The organism is Streptomyces sp. NPDC111520, assembly GCF_055635295.1.
The window spans coordinates 87,731-108,355 of sequence record NZ_JBVKBW010000024.1; the positions used below are offsets into that span (position 1 = coordinate 87,731).

At 67.1% G+C, this 20,625-nt stretch carries 18 protein-coding genes and 1 pseudogene; 8 read left to right on the top strand and 11 right to left on the bottom strand.

Annotated features, from left to right (window positions below; all coding sequences use genetic code 11):
- The first annotated feature begins 139 nt into the window (after nucleotides 1–139).
- Together ACZ7MY_RS37490 and ACZ7MY_RS37495 are read left to right on the top strand one after the other, a co-directional pair.
- A complete protein-coding gene (locus ACZ7MY_RS37490; RefSeq protein ID WP_499609289.1) occupies nucleotides 140–2,320 on the top strand; it encodes an alpha-ketoacid dehydrogenase subunit alpha/beta in 2,181 nt (726 codons plus the stop codon).
- 62 nt (nucleotides 2,321–2,382) lie between these two features.
- Nucleotides 2,383–3,726, top strand: coding sequence for a dihydrolipoamide acetyltransferase family protein (locus tag ACZ7MY_RS37495; RefSeq protein WP_499609292.1), 1,344 nt, complete (start codon nucleotides 2,383–2,385; stop codon nucleotides 3,724–3,726).
- Nucleotides 3,727–4,103: 377 nt separating this feature from the next.
- Here the strand turns inward: ACZ7MY_RS37495 and ACZ7MY_RS37500 are convergent, their stop codons facing one another.
- Nucleotides 4,104–4,523, bottom strand: a complete 420-nt coding sequence (locus ACZ7MY_RS37500) for an aldehyde dehydrogenase family protein (protein WP_499609295.1) — start codon at nucleotides 4,521–4,523, stop codon at nucleotides 4,104–4,106.
- Nucleotides 4,524–4,648: 125 nt separating this feature from the next.
- Between ACZ7MY_RS37500 and ACZ7MY_RS37505 the strand changes: the two genes are divergently transcribed.
- Together ACZ7MY_RS37505 and ACZ7MY_RS37510 are read left to right on the top strand one after the other, a co-directional pair.
- A complete protein-coding gene (locus ACZ7MY_RS37505) occupies nucleotides 4,649–5,899 on the top strand; it encodes an IS256 family transposase (RefSeq protein ID WP_499609298.1) in 1,251 nt (416 codons plus the stop codon).
- Nucleotides 5,900–6,069: 170 nt separating this feature from the next.
- Complete coding sequence (locus ACZ7MY_RS37510) at nucleotides 6,070–6,549, top strand: hypothetical protein (protein ID WP_499609301.1); 480 nt, start codon at nucleotides 6,070–6,072, stop codon at nucleotides 6,547–6,549.
- Between the two features lie 6 nt (nucleotides 6,550–6,555).
- Here the strand turns inward: ACZ7MY_RS37510 and ACZ7MY_RS37515 are convergent, their stop codons facing one another.
- The 8 genes from ACZ7MY_RS37515 to ACZ7MY_RS37550 form a co-directional block, all read right to left on the bottom strand.
- Nucleotides 6,556–7,641 (bottom strand): aldehyde dehydrogenase family protein, encoded by a 1,086-nt coding sequence (locus ACZ7MY_RS37515; RefSeq protein ID WP_499609304.1) that lies wholly within the window; start codon nucleotides 7,639–7,641, stop codon nucleotides 6,556–6,558.
- A gap of 108 nt (nucleotides 7,642–7,749) precedes the next feature.
- Nucleotides 7,750–8,739, bottom strand: a complete 990-nt coding sequence (locus tag ACZ7MY_RS37520) for an MBL fold metallo-hydrolase (RefSeq protein WP_499609306.1) — start codon at nucleotides 8,737–8,739, stop codon at nucleotides 7,750–7,752.
- Between the two features lie 218 nt (nucleotides 8,740–8,957).
- Nucleotides 8,958–10,310, bottom strand: coding sequence for a M24 family metallopeptidase (locus tag ACZ7MY_RS37525; RefSeq protein ID WP_499609309.1), 1,353 nt, complete (start codon nucleotides 10,308–10,310; stop codon nucleotides 8,958–8,960).
- A complete protein-coding gene (locus ACZ7MY_RS37530) occupies nucleotides 10,307–11,176 on the bottom strand; it encodes a cupin domain-containing protein (RefSeq protein ID WP_499609312.1) in 870 nt (289 codons plus the stop codon). The genes ACZ7MY_RS37525 and ACZ7MY_RS37530 overlap by 4 nt, the downstream gene beginning before the upstream one ends.
- Before the next feature lie 369 nt (nucleotides 11,177–11,545).
- Entirely contained in the window at nucleotides 11,546–12,046 is a 501-nt protein-coding gene (locus ACZ7MY_RS37535) for a VOC family protein (protein ID WP_499609314.1), read from the bottom strand.
- A 42-nt stretch (nucleotides 12,047–12,088) separates the two neighbouring features.
- Nucleotides 12,089–12,937 carry a formyltetrahydrofolate deformylase gene (gene purU, locus ACZ7MY_RS37540; protein WP_499609341.1) on the bottom strand — a complete coding sequence of 283 codons (849 nt, stop codon included), beginning with the start codon at nucleotides 12,935–12,937 and terminating at the stop codon, nucleotides 12,089–12,091.
- A gap of 67 nt (nucleotides 12,938–13,004) precedes the next feature.
- Complete coding sequence (locus ACZ7MY_RS37545) at nucleotides 13,005–14,351, bottom strand: aminomethyl transferase family protein (RefSeq protein ID WP_499609317.1); 1,347 nt, start codon at nucleotides 14,349–14,351, stop codon at nucleotides 13,005–13,007.
- 61 nt (nucleotides 14,352–14,412) lie between these two features.
- Nucleotides 14,413–15,264: a methylenetetrahydrofolate reductase gene (locus ACZ7MY_RS37550; protein WP_499609319.1), complete on the bottom strand. Its 852-nt coding sequence runs from the start codon at nucleotides 15,262–15,264 to the stop codon at nucleotides 14,413–14,415.
- 306 nt (nucleotides 15,265–15,570) lie between these two features.
- On the opposite strand from ACZ7MY_RS37550, the gene ACZ7MY_RS37555 reads away from it, so the two are divergent.
- The 3 genes from ACZ7MY_RS37555 to ACZ7MY_RS37565 are packed head-to-tail and all read left to right on the top strand — an operon-like array spanning nucleotide 15,571 to nucleotide 17,892.
- Nucleotides 15,571–16,377: an SDR family NAD(P)-dependent oxidoreductase gene (locus tag ACZ7MY_RS37555; protein WP_499609321.1), complete on the top strand. Its 807-nt coding sequence runs from the start codon at nucleotides 15,571–15,573 to the stop codon at nucleotides 16,375–16,377.
- A 6-nt stretch (nucleotides 16,378–16,383) separates the two neighbouring features.
- Nucleotides 16,384–17,262, top strand: a complete 879-nt coding sequence (locus ACZ7MY_RS37560) for an NAD(P)-dependent oxidoreductase (RefSeq protein WP_499609324.1) — start codon at nucleotides 16,384–16,386, stop codon at nucleotides 17,260–17,262.
- Nucleotides 17,263–17,307: 45 nt separating this feature from the next.
- Nucleotides 17,308–17,892 carry a carboxymuconolactone decarboxylase family protein gene (locus ACZ7MY_RS37565; protein WP_499609326.1) on the top strand — a complete coding sequence of 195 codons (585 nt, stop codon included), beginning with the start codon at nucleotides 17,308–17,310 and terminating at the stop codon, nucleotides 17,890–17,892.
- A gap of 320 nt (nucleotides 17,893–18,212) precedes the next feature.
- On the opposite strand, the gene ACZ7MY_RS37570 is transcribed toward ACZ7MY_RS37565, so the two are convergent.
- The gene (locus ACZ7MY_RS37570) at nucleotides 18,213–19,319 is read right to left on the bottom strand and encodes a hypothetical protein (protein ID WP_499609329.1); all 1,107 of its coding nucleotides are present in this window, start codon (nucleotides 19,317–19,319) and stop codon (nucleotides 18,213–18,215) included.
- A gap of 223 nt (nucleotides 19,320–19,542) precedes the next feature.
- On the opposite strand from ACZ7MY_RS37570, the gene ACZ7MY_RS37575 reads away from it, so the two are divergent.
- The gene (locus tag ACZ7MY_RS37575; RefSeq protein ID WP_499609332.1) at nucleotides 19,543–19,878 is read left to right on the top strand and encodes an ankyrin repeat domain-containing protein; all 336 of its coding nucleotides are present in this window, start codon (nucleotides 19,543–19,545) and stop codon (nucleotides 19,876–19,878) included.
- Here the strand turns inward: ACZ7MY_RS37575 and ACZ7MY_RS37580 are convergent.
- Nucleotides 19,853–20,535, bottom strand: a pseudogene (locus tag ACZ7MY_RS37580) (IS5 family transposase); the annotation flags it as partial. The gene ACZ7MY_RS37575 and the pseudogene ACZ7MY_RS37580 overlap by 26 nt on opposite strands.
- Between the last annotated feature and the right edge of the window lie 90 nt (nucleotides 20,536–20,625).

Consider the following 20,625-nt stretch of genomic DNA (forward strand, 5'->3'; position numbering starts at 1 on the left):
GGATCCCATAGGTAACCGATCGGTGCGAAGTCCTGGAGAAAACCCGCAGATTAACGCCGTCGAGGTTTTCTTGGACGCTGTTGTTGGATCCAACGTGTGTCAACGTCGGGCTGCATCGAGCCCGTTGCGAGGAGGCTCCATGGCCACGCACCACCGCCTGCGTCCGGCGTCGAACTGGGTGGAACTGCGCTCCACCCCCGCGGACTGGGACAGCGCCGACAGCGATGTACTTCGCCGGATGCTCAGCCACCTGCTCTGGATCCGCTCCTTCGAGGAGTACGTACTGGAGCTCTCCGGGCAGGGTCTGATCCATGGTCCGGTGCACTCCAGCATCGGGCAGGAGGGAGGCGCCGTTGGGTCGGTGCTGCCGCTTCGAAGCGACGACGTGGTCAATGGCTCTCACCGGGGCCACCACCAGTTCCTGGCCAAGGCCTTCGGCCACGTGGCCGGGGCGCCGACCGGAAGGCTCGCCGAGATCACACCGGAGGTCCGTACGGTCCTGCAGCGCACCCTGGCGGAGATCTGCGGCCTTGCGAGCGGCTTCTGCCACGGCCGTGGTGGATCCATGCACCTGCAATGGCACGAGGCAGGTGCGATCGGTACCAACGCGATCGTCGGCGGCGGAGTGCCGCAGGCTGCCGGTTACGCGTGGGCCCACCGCCAGGCGGGCACTGACGCGGTGTCGGTGACGTACTTCGGCGACGGAGCCGTGAACATCGGCTCAGTCCTTGAGACGTTCAACCTGGCTGCCGCGTGGAAGCTCCCGATCTGCTTCTTCATCGAGAACAACCGGTACGCGGTCGCCACCCATGTGGACGAGGTGACCGCCGAGCCGAGATTGTCCGCGCGGGGCCTGGGGTTCAACATCCCCAGCTGGCGGGTGGACGGCATGGACACGCTCGCGGTGTACCAGGCGATGGAGGAGGCCCTCAAGGTCATGCGAGCGGGCGGCGGACCGACCATCATCGAGGCGGACGTCTACCGCTACTTCCACCAGAACGGCCCCTACCCGGGGAGCGCCTTCGGATACCGCGACAAGAGCGAGGAGAAGGCCTGGCGCGACCGGGATCCGATCGCAGAGGTGAAGCGCCACGTACTCCGTCGCGAACTGGCCACCGAAGAAGAGGTCGTCGCCGCGGAGGCGGACATCCGCGCCACGATGACCGCATTGGGTGACGAACTGCTGGAACCGGTACCGGGGGGCAAGCCCGGCCGACGGCGGATCAAGGCGTCGGAGTGGCCCGAACCCGGCTTCGTCGACGTGGGTGTCCGTGGTGACCTGAGCGAATTCGACGGCGTCAGGTTCGAGGAGGCCGAGAGCTTCACCGGCACGACGGGGACGGTCAAGTTCATCGACGCCGTCAGTGCGGTGATGCTGCGCCGGATGAATGAGGACGCATCCGTCGTCGTGATGGGGGAGGACGTCCACAAGCTCAAGGGAGGCACCAACGGAGCCACCAAGGACCTGCCCGAGCGCTTCCCCACTCGCGTCCTCGGCACGCCCATCAGTGAGAATGCCTTCGTGGGACTGGCCGGCGGCATAGCCCTCGACGGCCGCTTCAAACCCGTCGTCGAACTGATGTACGCCGACTTCATGTGGGTGGCGGCAGACCAGCTGTTCAACCAGGTCGCCAAGGCACGGCACATGTTCGGCGGTGACCACGACGTACCGTTCGTCCTGCGCAGCAAGGTTGCGACGGGAACGGGATACGGATCCCAGCACATGATGGATCCCGTGGGGGTTCTCACCACGGCCGCGGGCCTGCGTGTCGTCGCCCCGACCACACCCTTCGACTACGTGGGGCTGATGAACACCGCGCTGCGGTGCAAGGACCCCGTCGTCGTCGTGGAGCACGTGGACCTGTACAACTCCTCGGATATGGGGACGGTCGACGACTTCGACTACTGCATCCCCGTGGGTCGGGCGGCGGTCCGCCGCCGAGGCGACGACCTCACGGTCATCTCCTACCTCTCGATGGTGGCCCGGTGCCTGGAGGCCCTGGACGAGATCGGGTCAGTGCGGGCCGACGTCATCGACCTGCGGTGGCTCGACCGGGCCAGCGTGGACTGGGCCACGATCGAGGAGAGCGTGAAGAAGACGAACAACGTCCTCATCGTCGAGCAGGGCGCCTCGGGGACCTCGTACGGCGGCTGGCTGGCGGACGAGATCCAGCGCCGCCTCTTCGACTGGCTGGACCAGCCAGTGCAGCGCGTGACCGGCGCGGAGGCGTCTCCGAGCATCAGCAAAGTGCTCGAACGCGCTGCCATCGCCGGTACCGAGGAGATCGTCTCGAGGATCCGTGAGATCCGTGCTGACTGACGTGGACCGAACACATCGAGTTCTTGGCGGTATGAAGGACCGGAAGGAGCGAGGGAGGGGTCATGGCCAGGGTTCTGCACATGCCTGAGGTTGCTGCGGGCTCGACGGAGGCGCTGCTTTCGCAGTGGCTCGTCGAAGAGGGCGCCGACGTCGCCGCCGGCGATCCGATCGCCGTGGTGGAGACGGACAAGGCGATGGTCGAGGTCGAGTCGGAACTCGACGCCACCCTCGCCAAGACGCTCGTCGACGCAGGCGCGCGGGTGGAGGTCGGGTCGCCGGTGGCCGTACTGCTCGCGCCGGGCGAGCAGGTTGCCGACATGGCGGCGCTCCTCGCGGAGCTGAATGTGGGTGGCGCCTCCGGCCGTCCGGAGAGTGACGGACAGGCCGTTGGGGGTGCGGTCGTGCGCACGGAGTCTCCCTCTGTGGGCACGTGGCAGCCTGTCGCCCCGGTGCCGGAACGCGTGTTCGCGAGCCCGCTGGCGAGGCGGCTCCTGAAGGAGGCCGGTCTGTCCCCGTCCGACGTGTCCGGTACTGGACCCCATGGCCGCATCGTGCGCAAGGACGTCGAGCGTGTGATCGCCGCGAAGGCACGGGACGGGATCGCAGCCGGGGCGACACCGGCCGCAGCGGCTGCCCCGCCGCAGCCCTCACGACCCGCTCCGGTCAGGCGAGCGGAGCCCGCATCCCTGCCCGTCGTCGCCGCAGGGCGGACGACCGGGCCGACGCCCGCGGAGCTGATACCGCACACCCGGCTGCGACGTTCCGTCGCCGAACGCTTGACCCGCAGCAAGCAGACCGCACCGCACTTCTACGTCAAGGGCAGTGCCCGCCTCGATGGCCTGCTTGACCTGCGCCGCCAGGTCAACGACGCGTCGTCCGTGCGCGTTTCGATGAACGACTTTCTCATCAAGGCGGCCGCGGTCGCGCACCGCCGGGTGCCGGAGTTGAACGTCGTCTGGCAGGACGAAGGCATGCTGCACTACAGCTCCGTGGACATCGGCGTTGCCATCGCCTCCTCTCGGGGACTGGTGACCCCAGTACTCCGGTCCGTGGAGTCCCTGTCCCTGAGCGCAGTCGCCCAACGCGTCAAGGACTACGTCCAGCAGGCCGATGACGGCAGGCTCACCCAGCGCGACCTCGAAGGCGGGACCCTCACGATCACGAACCTTGGCATGTACGGGGTGGAGGAATTCTCCGCGATCATCAATCCGCCCCAGGCTGCCATCCTCGCCGTGGGCGCGGGCCGGCCCGGACCGGTCGTCGGTGAGGACGGGAAGATCAGCTCTGCGACCATCGTACGGGTCGTGCTGTCCGTCGATCACCGCGCGGCCGACGGCGCGGATGCCGCGCTCTGGATGAACGAGTTCGTCAAGGCTGTCGAGCAGCCGCTGCTCCTTGTCACGTGAAGTCCGCGAGCACGGCGCGGTGCCGCCAGGACGGCAGCAACAGTGAGAGCCGGGCTGTTGTTTCGGCGCCGTCCGTGTCCGTGGAATTAGCGTAGTAGGCATGAATCTGTGCGCGCCCATGCGTCGGTGTGCACTCGTTCCGGCGAGGGAACGACGGCGACCCGGCAGGCTCGCGCCTGCCGGGTCGCATGGCCCCAGAGGGGCAGTCGTTACGCGGGTGGCGGCCGCAGGACCCTACACCTTGCCGTGAAGGCCGGTGTCGGCGCACCGGCGGTCCGGGGCAGCTCCTCCGAGTCGTTCGAAGTGCCGGATGCCCTCGGTGGTGCCTGCATCGATGGCCTGTGTCTGCGGAATCCCCTCCCGCGCGCCAGGTGTCCTCACCATTCGACTGCTATGTACTGCGACTCGGTGAACTCGATCAGCCCTTCGTGTCCCCCCTCACGCCCGAGTCCGCTCTGCTTCGTTCCGCCGAACGGCGCCGCCGGGTCGGAGACCACACCGCGGTTGAGGCCCACCATGCCGGAATCCATGGCCTCGGCGACGCGCAGTCCCTTTCCGAGATCACGGGTGCACACGTAGGACACGAGGCCGTACTCCGAGTCGTTGGCCATAGCTATGACCTCGGCCTCGTCGTCGAAGACCACCACGGGAGCGACCGGTCCGAAGATCTCCTCAGTGAGCACCGGTGCACCCGGCGGTACCTCGGCGAGCACCGTCGGCAGGTAGAAGTAGCCGGGACCGTCCACGGGGGCTCCTCCCGTGACGACGGATGCGCCCATCGCCACAGTCACCTCCACGAGGAGCAATGCTCAAGACCTGTGGATCGACGCCGGGAGGAACGCAGTAGGCGTACCTTCCCGATTGATCCTGTGATGGTCACCGAGTAGGCCGGGGTTGCAGCGCGGGTCGGGAAGGCACGCCCGTGCTCAGCGTAGTCACCGACGACGGCTCCACCCAGTCCGGATCCCTGATCGATGAGATCGTCCGCGAGGGCGCCCGCCGGATGCTGGCCGCCGCTCTGGAAGCTGAAGTCAACCAGTACATAGCCGAGTTGACGGCCGAGACCGACGAGCAGGGGCACCGGCTGGTGGTCCGCAATGGTCACCACCGACCCCGTACCGTGGTTACCGCCGCCGGCTCGGTCGAGGTCCGGGCCCCGCGCGTGAACGACCGCCGCGTCGACGACACCACGGGCGAGCGCAAGCGGTTCTCCTCGAAGATCCTCGCGCCGTGGTGCCGTAAGTCGCCGAAGATCTCCGAGGTGCTGCCACTGCTCTACCTGCACGGCCTGTCCTCCGGAGACTTCGTCCCCGCCCTGGAACAGTTCCTCGGCGGCACCGCCGGCCTGTCCCCGGCCACCGTCACCAGGCTGACCAAGCAGTGGAGCGACGACCACGCCTCCTTCCAGACCCGAGACCTGTCCGACCGCGACTACGTCTACGTGTGGGCCGACGGCGTGCACCCGAAGGTCCGGCTCGGCCAGGCTCGCTCCTGCGTCCTGGTCCTACTCGGTGTCCGTCTGGACGGCACGAAGGAGCTGATCGCGCTGTCCGAGGGACTGCGAGAGTCCACTGAGTCGTGGGCCGATCTGCTGCGCGACTGCCGCCGACGCGGGATGCGCGACCCCGAGCTTGTGGTCGGCGATGGCGCCATGGGCCTTTGGCGGGCGCTCGCCGAGGTGTTCCCCGCAGCCAGGCCGCAGCGGTGCTGGGTTCACAAGGCCCGGAATGTCTCGAACTGCCTGCCGAAGTCGGCACAGCCCGGCGCAACGAAGGCCATGCAGGAGATCTACAACGCGGAGTCCCGCATCCATGCCGAGAAGGCGATCGAGGTGTTCGCGAAGACCTACGGAGCCAAGTTCCCGAAGGCCGTCGCAAAGATCACCGACGACCGGGACGAACTCCTCGCGTTCTACGACTTCCCGGCTGAGCACTGGATCCACCTGCGGACTACCAACCCCATCGAGTCGACCTTCTCCACGGTGAAACTCCGAACCAAGGTCACCCGCGGTGCAGGCAGCCCCGCGGCCGCGCTCGCGATGGTGTTCAAGCTGGTCGAGTCGGCCCAGGCTAGGTGGCGCGCGATCACCGGCGCCCACTTGGTGTCCCTGGTCCGTGCCGGTGCGCGGTTCGAGAACGGCGTCCTGGTCGAGCGCGAGGAACAGGCCGCGTGACCTTCCACGGCATCCTGCGGAACCAGGCGAGCGCCTCCTCGACGAGTTACAGCAGGTTGCTGAGGCGGACGAGGTCGACGAACGGTGGAAATGCCTGAGCGGCGCACAAGCCGGCATGTCACCCTGAGGTCGCCCAAGGGCGGACCGCTGGACGATTGCAGGAGTGAGCAATGAAGTATGTCGATCTCGATGCCCGGGTCGGCGAACTGACCGGGGTCCTCGACCCTGGCCCCTACCTTGAGCTTCTACCTGCGCTGAGCACCAGCCTCCCCCCGGGCGCCAGGGCGTTCGCCACCGAACCGAGCCACTACGACTTCACTGGGCAGCGCTGCGTCAAGGACCTGACGCTCCACCAGGCGACGTTGCTCGACGAGGGTCAAGCCCTCGACCTCCGCCTCCGTCACAACTGTTGGAAGCACGAGGAGGACCTGGTCATTCGTTATGCGGGGGTGACAGCCGTCCAGATCAGCACTCCGAACGAGCCCTCGACCTGGAACGCCCTCGGCACGCTGATCCTGGACGAGATCCTTCCGCACGACCAGGGCTGCACTCACGAGATGGCCTTCAGGCCCGGGTCGGTCATTGTCACCTGCAACGACATCACCGCTACGTGGGTCGCAGCGCACTGCCCCGAAGCCCACGGAGGCTGAACAAGCTCAGCGCCCCACCCACAAGTCTTGACTATTGCTCCTCCACACGAGTTGCGCCACCTTGTCCCGTGAAGCGGCGTTGACCAGAGGCCCGAGCGTCGCTTCCGGGTCCAGGCCATGGCCCACCTTCTGTTCCGCCATGCGTGCGGCAAGACGAGCGGTGAACTCGGGTGCCGCGCCCCGCTGGACGTAGAAGCGGTTCGCAGCAGTGCACGCCTCACCACCGTTGCGCATCTTGGCGACCATCGCGGCCTCCACGGCGGTGTCGAGATCAGCGTCGTCGAAGACGATGAAGGGGGCGTTGCCGCCGAGCTCCATCGACGAACTGACGACGGACCTGGCCGCGCTCGCGAGTAGGTGCCTGCCGACTTCAGTCGAGCCAGTGAACGACAACTTTCGCACGCGCGGGTCATCCAGCATCGCCTGCACGACAGGCCCTGAGCGAGCGGAGGGCAGTACGTTCACCACGCCGGCGGGCACCCCCGCCTCGGTGAGGATGCGGGCGAGGACGAGCGCCGTCAAGGGTGTCTCACTGGCCGGTTTGAGGACGACCGTGCACCCGGCGGCCAGTGCTGGGCCGATCTTCCGTGTTGCCATGGCTGCCGGGAAGTTCCACGGCGTGACGAGCACGGACACGCCGACGGGCTTGCGCACCACGAGAATGCGGTTGGTGCCTGAGGGTGCGATCTGGAGGGTGCCGTCCGCCCGCACGGTCTCTTCGGCGTACCACCGGAAGAATTCGGCGGCGTAGGCGACCTCTCCGCGTGCGTCGGACAGCGTCTTCCCGTTCTCCAGCACGATCAGCGCTGCCACCTCCTCGGCGCGCTCGGTCATCAGTTCGAAGGCACGCCGCAGGATCTCGGCCCGCGTCCGTGGCGCGGTCGCGGCCCATCCCGACGCGGCGTCGTGCGCGGCACCAACCGCGGCGAGCCCGTCGGCGACCGAAGCGCTCGCCACGTCGGCGATCTCTTGGCCGGTCGCCGGATCGTGCACCGGGATCCGGCGGCGGTCGGACGCGGGCCGCCAGGACCCGCCGACGAACAGGTCGACCGGGACGTTCCGCAGAATCATGTCTTGCTCGGCAGTTCTCATGGGCAGCCTCTTCGGATCTGTCGTTTGCAATGAACGCTCCTGCGTGGCGAGCGGCCGAACGGGCTCCCGGACCGTGCCGGTCCGGGAGCCCGTTCGGGCGGCTCTCCGTCAGCACACGTGATCGGCGCCGGCGCTGCCGTCGGTGGGCGGGAAGAAGACCACGTGGGGCTCGACATTGCCGTCCAGACGCAGGCTGTGATACATCGTCAGCACGTGGTTCACCCCGAGGGTCTCCACTCCGCCGAGCCGGCCGGACCACTTGTCGATGACCGGCCTGGCCGCCTCCGCGGCCGCCCCCTCGTACATGGTCTTGAAGTACTCGTAGATGTGATGCGTGCCGACGGTGTCACGTGCGAGGGCGCGCTTGACGGGCGTGATCTCCAGCGCGTGCTGGGCGGCCTCACGGATGTCGAGCATGTACTCGCGCTGCGTCTCGACGTCCTGGCGTGTGCCGAGCCGGGTCAGGTGCCCGGTGATCATCGTGTCGAAGTCGAACGCGAGGGCGTGATCATGGTGTGCCATGAATCCGGGGATGTGTTTGGACTGGGCGATGTTGGTGAACGGCACCCACCCCGGGTAGATCACGTCGACCAGCAGCAGGACCTTCTGCCGGGGCAGATGGACGAAGCTGTTGCCTGGTGCGTGGTTGCTGCCCTTGTAGTGCATCTCGAGGACCTGGCCGCCGACCTCGATGCGGTACGAGTCCTTGAAGGTCACGTCCGGGAGCCTGCGCAGCGGGTCGCCGGTCTCGCGCAGCATCGAGTGCGTCTCCTGCTGCGCGATCCGCACGGCGTCGTCGGGGAACTGGTCGACCCTGCCGATGTGGTCGCCGTGGAAGTGCGTGTAGACCACGTGGGTGACGGGCTTACTGGTCACATCGCGGATGGCGCGGGTGACGAGGTCGCCGAGCGACGGGGGTGCGTCGATGGCGATCACCCCGTCGTCGCACACGACGAACGCGCACTGGTATCCGCCGTCCGTGATCCAGTGGACGCCGTCGACGATCTCCTGGACCAGGTAGCCGGCCGGCGGTACCTCCGGGCCGAGTGCGTTCTGGGGGACGGGTGGGATGTCGGTTCCGCGGCTTGTCCGCGTCATGGTTCCTCGCTTTCCGTCAGGGGCTTCGTCCGGCCTGACGGGGTCGCAGGCCGGGTAGGGCGCGGTGCCGACGTCGTGTTCGCCCGGTGCCGGAGGCGGGCGGACACCGCCCGGGGCGCCCGTGTCAGGGCTGGCCGGGCAGCCCCGGGCAGTGGCTCCGCGAGTACGGCGACCGGTTCGGCCCGAGGCCGGCCACCGCTTCGGTCATGTCCGGACCGTCAGGACGCCGGGTCGAACAGGTCGGTGGCGGGACGGTTGCGGTGCGACTGGGGTTCCCGGAGCGTGGGTAGCGGGCCGCCGACGGCGAAGTAGCGCTGCCCTGCGACCAGCAGCTCCTCCGCCGGGAACTTCGTGATCACCTCGCAGCCGTCCTCGGTGACGACCAGCTCCTCCTCGATCCGGGCGGCCCCCAGGCCGTCGGAAGACGGCCAGTAGGTCTCGAGGGCGAACACCATGCCCTTCTCGAGGACCTCTGGATGGTCCAGCGAGACCAGGCGGGAGAAAATCGGCTTCTCCCAGATCGACAGTCCCACGCCGTGGCCGTACTGCAGGGCGAAGGCGGCCTCCTCATCTGGGAAGCCGAACTCCTGGGCCGTCGGCCACACAGAGACGATGTCCGCGGTCGTGGCACCCGGCTTCACAAGTTCGATGGCCCGATCCATGTACTCGCGGCATCGCGTGTAGGCGTCGCGCTGCGCCGGGGACGCGCTGCCGACCGCGAAGGTGCGGTAGTAGCAGGTGCGGTACCCCATGTGACTGTGCAGGATGTCGAAGAACGCGGGGTCACCGGGCCGGATGATGCGGTCGGAGTAGACGTGCGGGTGCGGGGAGCACCGCTCGCCGGAGATCGCGTTCACCCCCTCCACGTGCTCGGAGCCCAGGTCGTACAAGGCCTTGCTGACCAACCCGACGCACTCGTTCTCGCGTACGCCGGGGCGCAGGAACGTGTACAGGGAGTCGTATGCGGCGTCCACCATGGCGCACGCCTGTGTCAGCAGCGTGATCTCCGTGTCGGTTTTGATGCGGCGGGCCTCCAGGAAAACCTGTTGACCGTCGGTCACGGTCACGCCGGCGTCCTGCAGCGCTGCCAGAACGGGCATCTCGATGACGTCCACGCCCACCGGTTCTCCGGCCAGGCCGTAGAGGTCGAGTTCGTGGCGCACCTTACGGGCCACCTCGGCCGCGACACCGGCGTTGGGATCGAACGCGCCGCGCAGGGTGGAGATGCCGGCTCGCGCGCCCGACGGGTTGCGCTCGTTGTTCGGGTGGTCGAGCCACGGTGCATACAGTTGATGGTGCCGCGCAGCCGAACCGAAGTCCCACACGATGGGTTCGCCGCCTCGCACCAGAAGGGCGAACCGGATCAGCTTGTCGACCGCCCAGGTGCCGATGTGGGTGGCGGTCATGTAGCGGATGTTGGTGAAGTCGAATGCGAGGACGGCGCCCAGCTCCGATGCCTCCAGTTGCTCTCGGAGCCTTTGCAGCCGGTCGTCGCGGAGCCCGTCGACGTCGATACGGCGCTCCCAGTCGACGGTGTTCAGGCCGAACGTGGAGGTGGCCGCGGAGGTCATCGGGTTTCCCCGTCCGAGGGCAGCGCGCGCCAGTCGTCCGGGAAGAAGAAGGCGTCCGACGTCGGCGGCACGGGCGACTGCACCTCGATCCAGCGTGCGGGCTCGTCACGGTCGTTGACGAAGCCGTGGGTGCCGTCGGTGCTCACCCATACGAGGTCGCCGGTTTCGGTGACCTCCTCGTTGCCGTCGATCCATCCGCGCATGCCTCCTCCGATGAAGTAGTAGATCTCTTCGAAGGGGTGGTAGTGCACCTTGGCGGCCTTGCCGGGGCCGGAGCGCGGCGCGATGCTGGCGATGAAGGTGGTGTGGTGCTGGGCGCCCAGCAATTGGTCGACCATCATGCGGATGCTGATGTTCTTGATGTTGGGGCCGTGGTACCCGGGCATGGCCAGATCGCCGTGCGGGGCCACGTCCGACTCACTGAAGTGCCCGACGAAGCGGTGCCGGGGGTCGGTCTCCGACGGCCGTCCCAGGTACTCGCCGGAGAGCGGCAGCGTCGAGATGCTGCTGCGCGCGCCGTCGAACGTGGGCGGCTTCGGTGCCCGGACGGAGAACCAGCTCAAACCCTGGTCCCCGGCCGACAGGGAGTGCGCGAGCCCGACGGGGGCCACGCCGTAGTCCCCAGCGCCGAGGTCGTACTCCAGCCCGGCTATTGCGGCACGCCCGTTGCCGGCCGTCACGAACCACGACTCCTCGAACGGGCAGCGGTACCAGCCGAGCGTGGCGCCTGCTTCGAGTTCGTAGAGGGAGATCTCCATGTGGTGCGATCCGTGGATCTCGCCGACCATCAGCGCTTGGCGTAGTCCCGGCACGTCCTTGACGTCGACCCACTCACGTTCGGAGGCGCGTGAGATGTGGTAAGTCATGAGGTTCTCCTCCCACCTTGGCAGAATGTGGCGGGCTTGAGTGTGGTGGAAGGGGCGTTAATTGCCTCGCAATCAGCGGTCCGCAGTCGTCGTCGCGTGATGGACACGGGCGAGGAGGGAGAGGGGTGAACCCGAGCCGCCCTCGCCGACAGCGTTCATGGTGTGCACCCGCTCGATTCCGCCAGGGCGGATTAACGCGGAAGGCGGAGCGTGTGACGAGAGCCGGCGACCGACAACGATGTACGCATCAGCCCGGCTCCTGCGTCCTGGACGAAGGGGCCGGGCTGTTGGTGTGAAGCTGCTCAGGCTGTTCGAGCCGGCACGCGCTCAGCGTGTGCCGGCCGACGAGCCGGTGCCTGACGAAGCGGCTCAGGCGAATGCCTGCGGGTCACGGAAGTACGCCTTGCCCTCAGGGTAGGAGACCAGCTCGCAGTTCAGCCCCCAGGGCGCCAGGAAGTACACCCAGCGCTGGCCCTCGTGGGGGCCCTTGCTCCGCGTGGGTTCACCCAGCACCCGCACTCCGCGCCGACGCAGGTCGGCCACTGCGGCATCGATGTCCTCGACGTACAGTGCCAAGTGGTGGCCGCCGATGTCACTGTTGCGCGGCGGCTCCGATCGCTGGTCGGGTGATGCGTACTCGAAGACCTCCAGAATCGCCTGACCACCGAGTCGGAAGAAGTAGATCCGCGGTGCCACCGCCTCGTCGTGCACGTTCAGGTGCTCGCTCATCCAGTGGCCCTCGCCCCGCAGTGGACCGAGCCTGTAGAGGTACTCGAGGCCGAGTACCTCTTCGAAGAACTGCCGCGCCTGATCCAGATCGGGAACCGTGATCCCGAAATGGTCGACACGGGTGATACCGGGGATGGGCATCGAACGAACCTCCATCGGTTGCCGTCGGCCTGTGTGGCCTGATCAGGGGAAGACCACGGTTCTGTTGCCGTCGAGGAGCACGCGGTTCTCGGTGTGCCAGCGCACCGCACGGGACAGAGCCAGGCATTCGACGTCGCGGCCGAGGGTGGTCACCTCGACGGCGGTCATCGAGTGGTCGACGCGCGCCACTTCCTGCTCGATGATGGGCCCCTCGTCGAGATCGGCAGTCACGTAGTGCGCGGTGGCACCCACGATCTTCACGCCCCTGTCGTGTGCCTGGTAGTACGGTCGGGCACCCTTGAAGCTGGGGAGCATGGAGTGGTGGATGTTGATGGCGCGTCCATCGAGCGTCTTGCAGAGGTCGGCGGACAGGATCTGCATGTAGCGGGCCAGCACCACGAGGTCCACCTCGAGGTCACGGACCAGGCCGACCAGTTCCCTCTCGGCAGCCGCCTTGGTCCCCTGGGTGATCGGGATGTGGTGGTAGGCGACGCCGTAGGCCTCGGCGAGGTAACGAAGGTCCGCGTGGTTGGAGACGACGCCCGCGACCTCGACGTCCAGCCCTCCGTTGAAAGCCCGGAACAGCAGGTCGTTCAGGCAGTGCCCGAACCTGCTGGCCATGATGAGGATCCGTTGCCTTCTGGCGGCTTCCAGCAGTCGCCATTCCGGGGAGAACTGTTCCGATACCGTGCCGAAATCCGTTCGCAAGGAGTCGGCCGTCGTGTGCGCGTCCGTGGCCTCGAACTCCACCCGCATGAAGAATTTGTCCGCCGCACGGTCGGTGAACTGCTGGCTCTCCACCACGGTGCACCCGTTGCGAAGCAGGAACTTCGAGACGTGGTAGACGATCCCAGGCCTATCGACACAGGTCAGGGTCAGTACATAGCGCATCGAGGTCAAACCGATCACGTCCTCCGCCGTAGGTCGGGCCACCCAGGCATGCTGTAGTGGGACGCCGTCATACGAGCGGCTGGGTGCGGAGCGTCGCGCGGATGCGGCGCTGTACGTGGCGTTCGACGGTGGGCTTGGCCGATCCGCCGTTCTCCTCGCCGACAACGATCGTCACCTCACGGCCGTCGATCGCCTCGCTTTCGTCCACCATGGCCAGTGAGGACCAGCCGCCCACATTGACGCTGTAGCCGGCGTTGGCGGAGACTCCCACCAGGCGTCCGTCGACGAGGACCTGGTCGTAGGAATTGGTGGCGTAGTTGGACACCGGCATCTCCAGGTACTTCGCGTGCAACCCGCCGCCGAAGAGGCTGTCGGCGATCAGTTCGGCGGTGTCCCGGTCGTTCCAGCGCAGCCACACCTTCCTTCGGTGCGGCAACGTAGCCATCCGCTCCAGGGCCGCCCGGCCGATGAACTCGTGGTCGAACCTGATGACGTGTCCGTAGCCCAGGTCCCACGGGGTGACGTAGTAGTCCTTGATGTCGTCCGAAACGAAGCTGCCGCCGATGGATGCGTTCGCCTCGAAGCCGTCCGCGGACAGCCACTCCCGGAAGGGCCGCATCGCCTCGCCGGTGTATATGGCCGGCACCGGCGCGGGTATCCATCCGGACTCGATGGCCGTGGACGGGTAGGCCCGTGCGCCGCCTTGGCGCAGCCCGAAGTCCTCGCCCGCCTCCAGGAGTGCCTCTCTGACCCGCTCGGAGTGCTCCGACGGTCCGACGAGTTCGAGTCCGGTGAACTCGAGCCCGGGGACACCGACCATGGTGTGGTTCAGCGCGCGCACCGGGACACCGGCTATCTCGAACTCGCCCATGGTGAAGAACCTGATGCGGGGCAGTGGAGCGCCGACCGCCCTCTCGACGATTTTGTGGGTGGCGGGGCCGTTGAGCTGGAAACGGAAGGTGAGCCTCCTGCCGTTGTTGGCGATGGAGCGCTCGTCACGAGTGACGGCGACCCGGTAGTCTTCGGTCTCCGCGTGGAAAGCGACCCAGTTGGGAGCGACCGGCCGGCCCACGAGGCTGAACTCGTCGTCCTCGAAGCCGAACAGGATGGCGTCACCGACGAAATGGCCGTCGTAGTTGCACACGATGAGCTGTTTGGCCTTGTTCCTGCCGAAGTTCTTGAATCCGTTGACTCCCAGGTCGGACATCAGCCGCAGCGCGTCCGGACCCTTGAAGTAGATGTCCGTCATGTGGTGGGACTGGTCGAACAGAACGGCGCTCTCCTTCCAAGCGCGTTGTTCGTCCCGCCAATTGGTGTACTCGGCACGCATGGGATATGCATAGGGGCCCTGTGGCGCATTGCGAAGCATGTCCGCCACGTTGCCGCTCTTCTGGATCTTCTCGTCGAGATTCATGGGGTCACGCCCTGTCTTCGGTTCGTGGGGGCTTGCCGGTGCCGAAATCGGGGTCGTTGAGCTATCCCGCCCTCTCCGCGGTGCCGGCGCGGGAGAGCCAGTCGAGGGTGATCTCGACCTGGTTGAACGAGAACAAGTGCAGTCCCTCGACCCCGAGATCGTCGAACGAGATCCCCTTGCCGAGCGCGAGCAGCAGGTCCATGGGCTCGTAGGCCCGCCCGAGAAGGAGGTTGCCGACCACGCCGTGCTGCTTGGACAGGAACCGCACCGACTGGCCGACACCGATCTTGATCGAGAGCTCGATCAGCTTCCTCGTCTGCAGCGGGGCCGCGACGCCGATGCGCAACGGCAGGGTCACGCCGCGCTCGCGAGCGACGCCCAACCAGCGGATCAGGGCGGTGGCGTCGAAGCACAGCTGACTGACCATGTAGTCGGCGTACCGCTGTTTGCGCGCCAGGGCGGCGAACAGCGTTTCGTCGGCTATCTTCGGATGGCCCTCGGGATAACATCCGACCCCCAGCCGCTTCAGCGTGTGGTCGAACTCGCCCAGCTCCTCGAGGATCTCCGCGGCTTCCCCGAACCTGCCGACGGGTTCCTCTCCGTCGCCGCCGACCACGTAAAGGTCGTCGACGCCGAGGTCGGTGATCCTGCGGACGAACTCCCGCAGCTCCCGGCGATCGCCGACCATCCGGGCCGCCAGGTGCGGCACGACCCGGTGCCCCGTCCTGCATGCCGCCTCGACGTGGTCGAGAGTGCGCGCCAGCCCAAACCTGGGCGAGCAGGTGATGGTCACGGTCGTGCCGGCAGGCACGACCGTGACCTTCTCCTCCGCACCCTTGAGGGGAATGATCTCGATACTCGAATTTCGGACGATGTCGTCGACCGACGTTTCCCTGCCGACTGGCTGGGTCATTGATATTCTCCGCTTTCTCGAGCTGGAGCTGATCCGACAGCGCGACGGTCCGGTCACCCCGGGTCCTCGAACCCGGAGTTCCCCTGTCCGCTCATGGACGGCGGTCCCGCTCCGTCGACGGAAGTCGTCGATTGCAGAAGCCTTTGCGGGGAGAGATCCTATGGCGTGAACGGTTAGGGAAGCGTTAACCGGATCCGGCGGAACCCTCCACGGCGTTAATCGCCCTTGTCGCTTTCCCGTCCGTGACGGACGATCACGATTGACGTTTTAAGAAGCAGTACGGAATCGACGGACGGAGAAACGGAAATGACCCTTGGGATCGGACTGGACGGACGCGTGGCTCTCGTCACGGGCGGCGGCAGCGGACTGGGCCTCGCCACGGCCGAGGCACTTCACGCACAAGGCGCGGCCGTGGCCGTCCTGGGCCGCAACAAGGCGAAGCTGGAGGCGGCCACCGAGCGGCTTGCCGGACGCGGTGGCAGCCCGGTGCTCTCCGTGGTGACGGACGTCAACGACGACGAGGCGGTGGCCGACGCGCTGCGCCAGGTCCACGAGTGGCAGGGCCGGCTGAACATCGTCGTCAACTGCGCTGCTCCGCTGCTCGCCGTCAGCCCGTTGGCGGACGCCGAGGAGGCCGTCCTCGCCGACGCCCTGAACGCCAAGGCCGTCGGGTACCTGCGGGTCGCACGCGCCGCCCTTCCGCTCATCGAGAAGGACGGAACCGGACGCATCATCAACGTCGCCGGCATGGCCGCGCACGTGCTCGTCCCGAACATCGGTGTCGCTGCCGCGGTGAACGCGGCCGTGGTCGCCCTGACCAGCTACCTGGCCGCCGAAGCGGCCCCGCAGGGCGTGCTGGTGAACGGCATCTCGCCGGGCATGACGCTCACCCAGGTCTGGCGCGACCGTCATGAGGCCACCGCGAAGGCGAAGAACCTCACGGCCGAGCAGGTGCGGGAGGGCATGGTCGAGAACCTCGGGATCCGCCTCGGCCGCTGGGGGCGCCCGGAGGAGATCGCGGCCGCGGCGCTGTTCTTGGCCTCGGACCTCGCCTCGTACGTGACCGGGCAGGTCCTCCAGGTCGACGGCGGTCTCGGCAAGTCCGTCATCTGACCACGGGTGAGGGAGCTTCGCATGAGACAGGTGTCCATCGCGGGTCTGGGCAACATGGGTCAGGGCATGGTCCGCCGCCTGCTGGCGGAGGGCTTCGGGGTGACCGTCTGGAACCGGACACCCGAGGCCTGCGACGAGCTCGTAGGGTTGGGCGCCGAGCGCGCCGAGTCCGTTGCCGAACTGTTCGCCGCTGGACCCGTGCTGTCCGCACTGGCCGACGACGCCGCGGTCGCCGCGGTCTTCGACGACGCGGTGCTCGCCGCTGCCGGGCCGGAGGCCGTCCACGTCGGCATGTCCACGATTTCGGTGGAAGCCGGACGGGCCATGGCCGAGAAGCACCGGACCGCCGGGGTCGGCTACCTGGCGGTCCCGGTGCTGGGACGCCCGTCCGTCGCCGAGGCGGGGCAGTTGAACCTCCTCGCCGCCGGAAACAGTCGGTTGATCGATTCCCTGGAACCGGTGCTCTCTGTGCTCGGCAGGCGGACGTGGCGTGTGGGCGACGAAGCGTGGCAGGCCAACGTCGTGAAGATCACCATGAACCTCCTGATCATCCACGCGCTGGAGGCGATGGCAGAGGGCTTCACGCTGGCGGAGCGCCATGGGGTCGACCCGCACGAACTGCGGGAGCTGATCTCGGGAACCCTGCTGCCGGGCCCGGTGTACCAGGGATACGGCAAGCTGATGGCGGACCGCGTATACCTACCCGCGGGCTTCCGTACCGCACTGGGCGCGAAAGACCTCGGTCTGGCTGAGGCCGCCGCCAGTTCGGTCGGATTGGACCTGCCCGCGATGCCCGCACTGCGACGGACCTTCGAGGCCGCAATCGACCAGGGCGGGGCCGACCACGACTGGGCGTCCATTGTGGAAGTGCTTCGACATGGCTGACCAATATGTGCAAACCATCACCATCCGACTGACGGAGGTCCTGACATGGCACTCGTACCGCTGGTGAGCAAAGAGCAGATGGATCCGATCGACCTGCCATTGATCGAGGCGGGGGAGGAGTCGTTCGGCACGCTGCTCAATACCTGGCTAGCCATCGCCAACAGCCCCGGCATGTTCGCGACGTACCTGCCGTTCGTCCGCGCCGTCAGCGGTCCCGGAGCACTGGACCAGCGCGTCAAGGAACTCACCGCAGTTTACGTTGCCCTGCTCAACCACTGCCGGTACACAACGAGCCACCGCTGCTACTCGGCGTTGGCCAAGGGCGTCAGCGAGAAGGAACTGGAGCGGCTCGCCGCCGGCGACTTCGCGTCGTTCACCACCAGGGAGCGCCGCGCCTTTGAGTTCACGCGCGCTCTGACGGTCGACATCCCGGTCACCGACCGGAGCGGCAGCGTCACCGGAGTCGACCCTGAGTTGCTGGCTCAAATGCGGGACGCCTTCACACCCGGAGAGCTCGTCGAACTCGTCATGTCCGTCGGACTGTGGAACGCCCTCAGTCGATTTCACCGAGTGATGAACTTTGACCTTGATCTCGGTGAGCCGCCGGCCGCGGTGGACGCTGCGGTCTAGATGCAATACCGGTGACTTTGAGGTTATTGCAAGGAAGTAGCCCGGCTGTTGACCTGCGGGCTTGAGTACGATCGGAGGTGAGAGAAGACGTGCCGGGTGCCGTCGACGGCGGCGATCGGCCGGGCACGTCAGCGTGGGGCCCCGAACCGCTGAGGGCTTAAGAAGTCATCTCAAATGGTTGTTACCAACGGAGATGGACGCTGTGGCTTTGTCCACGAGAACGGACAGCAGATGTTCACCACTTCGGGAGGCACCCCTGCCCGGCACTGTTCGATAGCAGCGGTTTCGGAGAGTGAGTACGGGCGCCCCCTGTCATCCGGCTAGAAAAGGCCGGCGCGCATGTACTGCGTGAGGTTCTCGAGGATCTCGCGCAGCCATCGGCTGCGGACGGCCGGCAGCCGAACCAGGGTGTGCTCGAAGGTCCCCGGGTCGGCCCGGAACAGGTGATGGGGACGCGGCGCGGGCGGGTCGTCGCGGAGAACGCCGTCGGGCATGGTGCCCGAGGCGGGGAGGGGTAGGTGTGGCTCGGGGAAGGCCAGCCACATCCACACCCCGAATGGCAGCGGTACCGGGTATGCCGAGGCGGCCGGGCCGGTCGGGCTCCAGAGCTCTCCTGTCTGCGGGTGGGTCGGCAGGAGGAGTATGTCGGCGTCCGCGTCGGGGTCGGACAGCCCCGGTCCGGCCAGGAAGGCGCGCCGCGCCGGCGGGCCCGCAGGCAGCAGAGCATCGAGGGCGCGTTGGAACACTTCCGCGATCAGGCCGTGCGGAACCTTCACCGGCCGACCTTCCGAGGCTGCCAGCAGGTGAGCGAGCGCCCGGCCGACTGCCGCCTCCCACTGCGGGCTCCATGACCACCAGTGGTAAAGCCCGAGCAGCGAACCCCATCTGGTGATCGGCGCAACAGGGGGCGTGCCCTTTCCTTCCACCAGCAGTTCCGCCCAGGAGAGCATCGCGATGCCGGCGTTGTCGACAGTGACGCGGCGAACGGCGTCTGGCGCGAGCCAGACCGCCTGCCAGAGTGAGCAGTCGTCGATCCGGTTCGCCACAAGCAGGCCGCACGCCTCGCAGGCCATGTTGGGGCCGTCACCCCAGTCGAGGCCACAGCAGTAGCCGCCGGCTTTCTCCGGGAGCAGCACGGTGCCACGGGTATCCCCAGGTGCGATGACGATCGTGCCGGGCGCGCCCTCGGACAAGGCGTGGACCGGCGCGTAGATGCCGCGGGTTGCCGCCTCCTCCGGATCGATCTCCTCCCCGCTCCGCCACGGCGGCCCCCAGGGCTCCGGATCCACAGCGAACGTGCCCGACTCCATGAGCACCGGGAGCTGAATCCCGTTCCCGTACTTCTGACGGGCGTGGGTCGGCAGTGCGACCTGGGACAGCGGGATGGTCAGCCTGGCACCGCACCCTGCACACACGAAAGCGAACAAACGTCCTCCGCTAGAAAAACAGAAGGCATCGTCGCAGCTCCGCGGCGGACCAGCCAACGTGTTTCTCACCCGCTGCGCAGCGGGGCATCGCCACGACGTGAAGCGTCACCGTTCGAATCCTCAACGTGCCTCGTACCTCCCGAAGTGGTGAACATCTGCTGTCCGTTCTCGTGAACAAAGCCAGACGCTGGCAGGCGGGTCGCGATGGCGGTTGGATGCCTTGGTGAGTAACTACTGGACACCCGCCCATCACGCGGTCGAGCACGACGATGCGGAGGCCCTCGCCCGGTTGCTGGCCGACGGCGCTGACCCCGACGAGGTTTTCAGCAACATGACGTTGCTGACCCACGCCATCGATGCGGAGGGTGACGGATCCCTGCAGAGCGGTAAGCCACTGACCGTTCACATCACTGATGTGCTGCTTGCCTTCGGCGCAGACCCGGAGCTCGCGGATCCAGACGGTCACACCCCCCTGGACATGGCCGCCCACTACGGTCATGACCTGGCGGTGAATCTGCTGCGGGCCCACATCATCAGGCGAGCCGCCGGTAACAGATGAGGGTGCAGGCGATGCTCGTGAAGGCGAGGAAGTGCTCGGCTTTGCGCTCGTAGCGGCGGTGGAGACGGCGGCAGCCGGCGAGCCAGGCCATGGTGCGTTCGATCTTCCAGCGATGTCGGCCCAGGCGTGCGGAGGACTCGATGCCCTTGCGGGCGATACGGTGGGCGATGCCTCGTTGCCGTAACCATCGTCGCAGGTGAGCGTAGTCGTAGGCTTTGTCCGCGTAGAGCTTGGAGGGCTGTTCGCCGGCGTGGTCCGCGGCGGGAGCGGATCGGAGGTATGCCGCGGATCAGGGGTATCAGGACCTGGCTGTCGTGTGTGTTCGCTCCCGAGATCCCGATGGAGACGGGCAGACCGGAGCCTTCGGTGATCAAGTGGATCTTCGACCCCTTCTTGCCCCGGTCGACAGGATTCGGACCTGTCAGGTCCCCCTTTCAGGGCCCGCATGTTCACCGAGTCGATAGCGCACCGGCTCCAGTCCAGCTCACCGCGCGAGCCGAGTTCGTCGAGCACCAGGCGGTGCCGCTTTGCCCACACCCTGGCCTTGGTCCACTCCGTGAACCGGCGATGGGCGGTCGCTCCCGACGGTCCGAACGACGGAGCGGGCAGCTGTTGCCACGTGCACCCCGACGTCGCCACGAACACGATGGCCGCTAGGTGTATTGATCACGAGCGTTGTTGACACCTGCGGGGGCTTGATCAAGGCGAAGACCTCCGGTGTGGTGGAGCTGTCTAGGACTGCACCAC

Coding starts and splice junctions, on each gene's coding strand:
- ACZ7MY_RS37555 (WP_499609321.1), top strand. CDS start 15,571: ATGACCCTTGGGATCGGACTGGACGGACGCGTGGCTCTCGTCACGGGC.
- purU (WP_499609341.1), bottom strand. CDS start 12,937: ATGCGCTATGTACTGACCCTGACCTGTGTCGATAGGCCTGGGATCGTC.
- ACZ7MY_RS37495 (WP_499609292.1), top strand. CDS start 2,383: ATGGCCAGGGTTCTGCACATGCCTGAGGTTGCTGCGGGCTCGACGGAG.
- ACZ7MY_RS37550 (WP_499609319.1), bottom strand. CDS start 15,264: ATGACCCAGCCAGTCGGCAGGGAAACGTCGGTCGACGACATCGTCCGA.
- ACZ7MY_RS37520 (WP_499609306.1), bottom strand. CDS start 8,739: ATGACGCGGACAAGCCGCGGAACCGACATCCCACCCGTCCCCCAGAAC.
- ACZ7MY_RS37565 (WP_499609326.1), top strand. CDS start 17,308: ATGGCACTCGTACCGCTGGTGAGCAAAGAGCAGATGGATCCGATCGAC.
- ACZ7MY_RS37545 (WP_499609317.1), bottom strand. CDS start 14,351: ATGAATCTCGACGAGAAGATCCAGAAGAGCGGCAACGTGGCGGACATG.
- ACZ7MY_RS37535 (WP_499609314.1), bottom strand. CDS start 12,046: ATGCCCATCCCCGGTATCACCCGTGTCGACCATTTCGGGATCACGGTT.
- ACZ7MY_RS37525 (WP_499609309.1), bottom strand. CDS start 10,310: ATGACCTCCGCGGCCACCTCCACGTTCGGCCTGAACACCGTCGACTGG.
- ACZ7MY_RS37490 (WP_499609289.1), top strand. CDS start 140: ATGGCCACGCACCACCGCCTGCGTCCGGCGTCGAACTGGGTGGAACTG.
- ACZ7MY_RS37510 (WP_499609301.1), top strand. CDS start 6,070: ATGAAGTATGTCGATCTCGATGCCCGGGTCGGCGAACTGACCGGGGTC.
- ACZ7MY_RS37515 (WP_499609304.1), bottom strand. CDS start 7,641: ATGAGAACTGCCGAGCAAGACATGATTCTGCGGAACGTCCCGGTCGAC.
- ACZ7MY_RS37530 (WP_499609312.1), bottom strand. CDS start 11,176: ATGACTTACCACATCTCACGCGCCTCCGAACGTGAGTGGGTCGACGTC.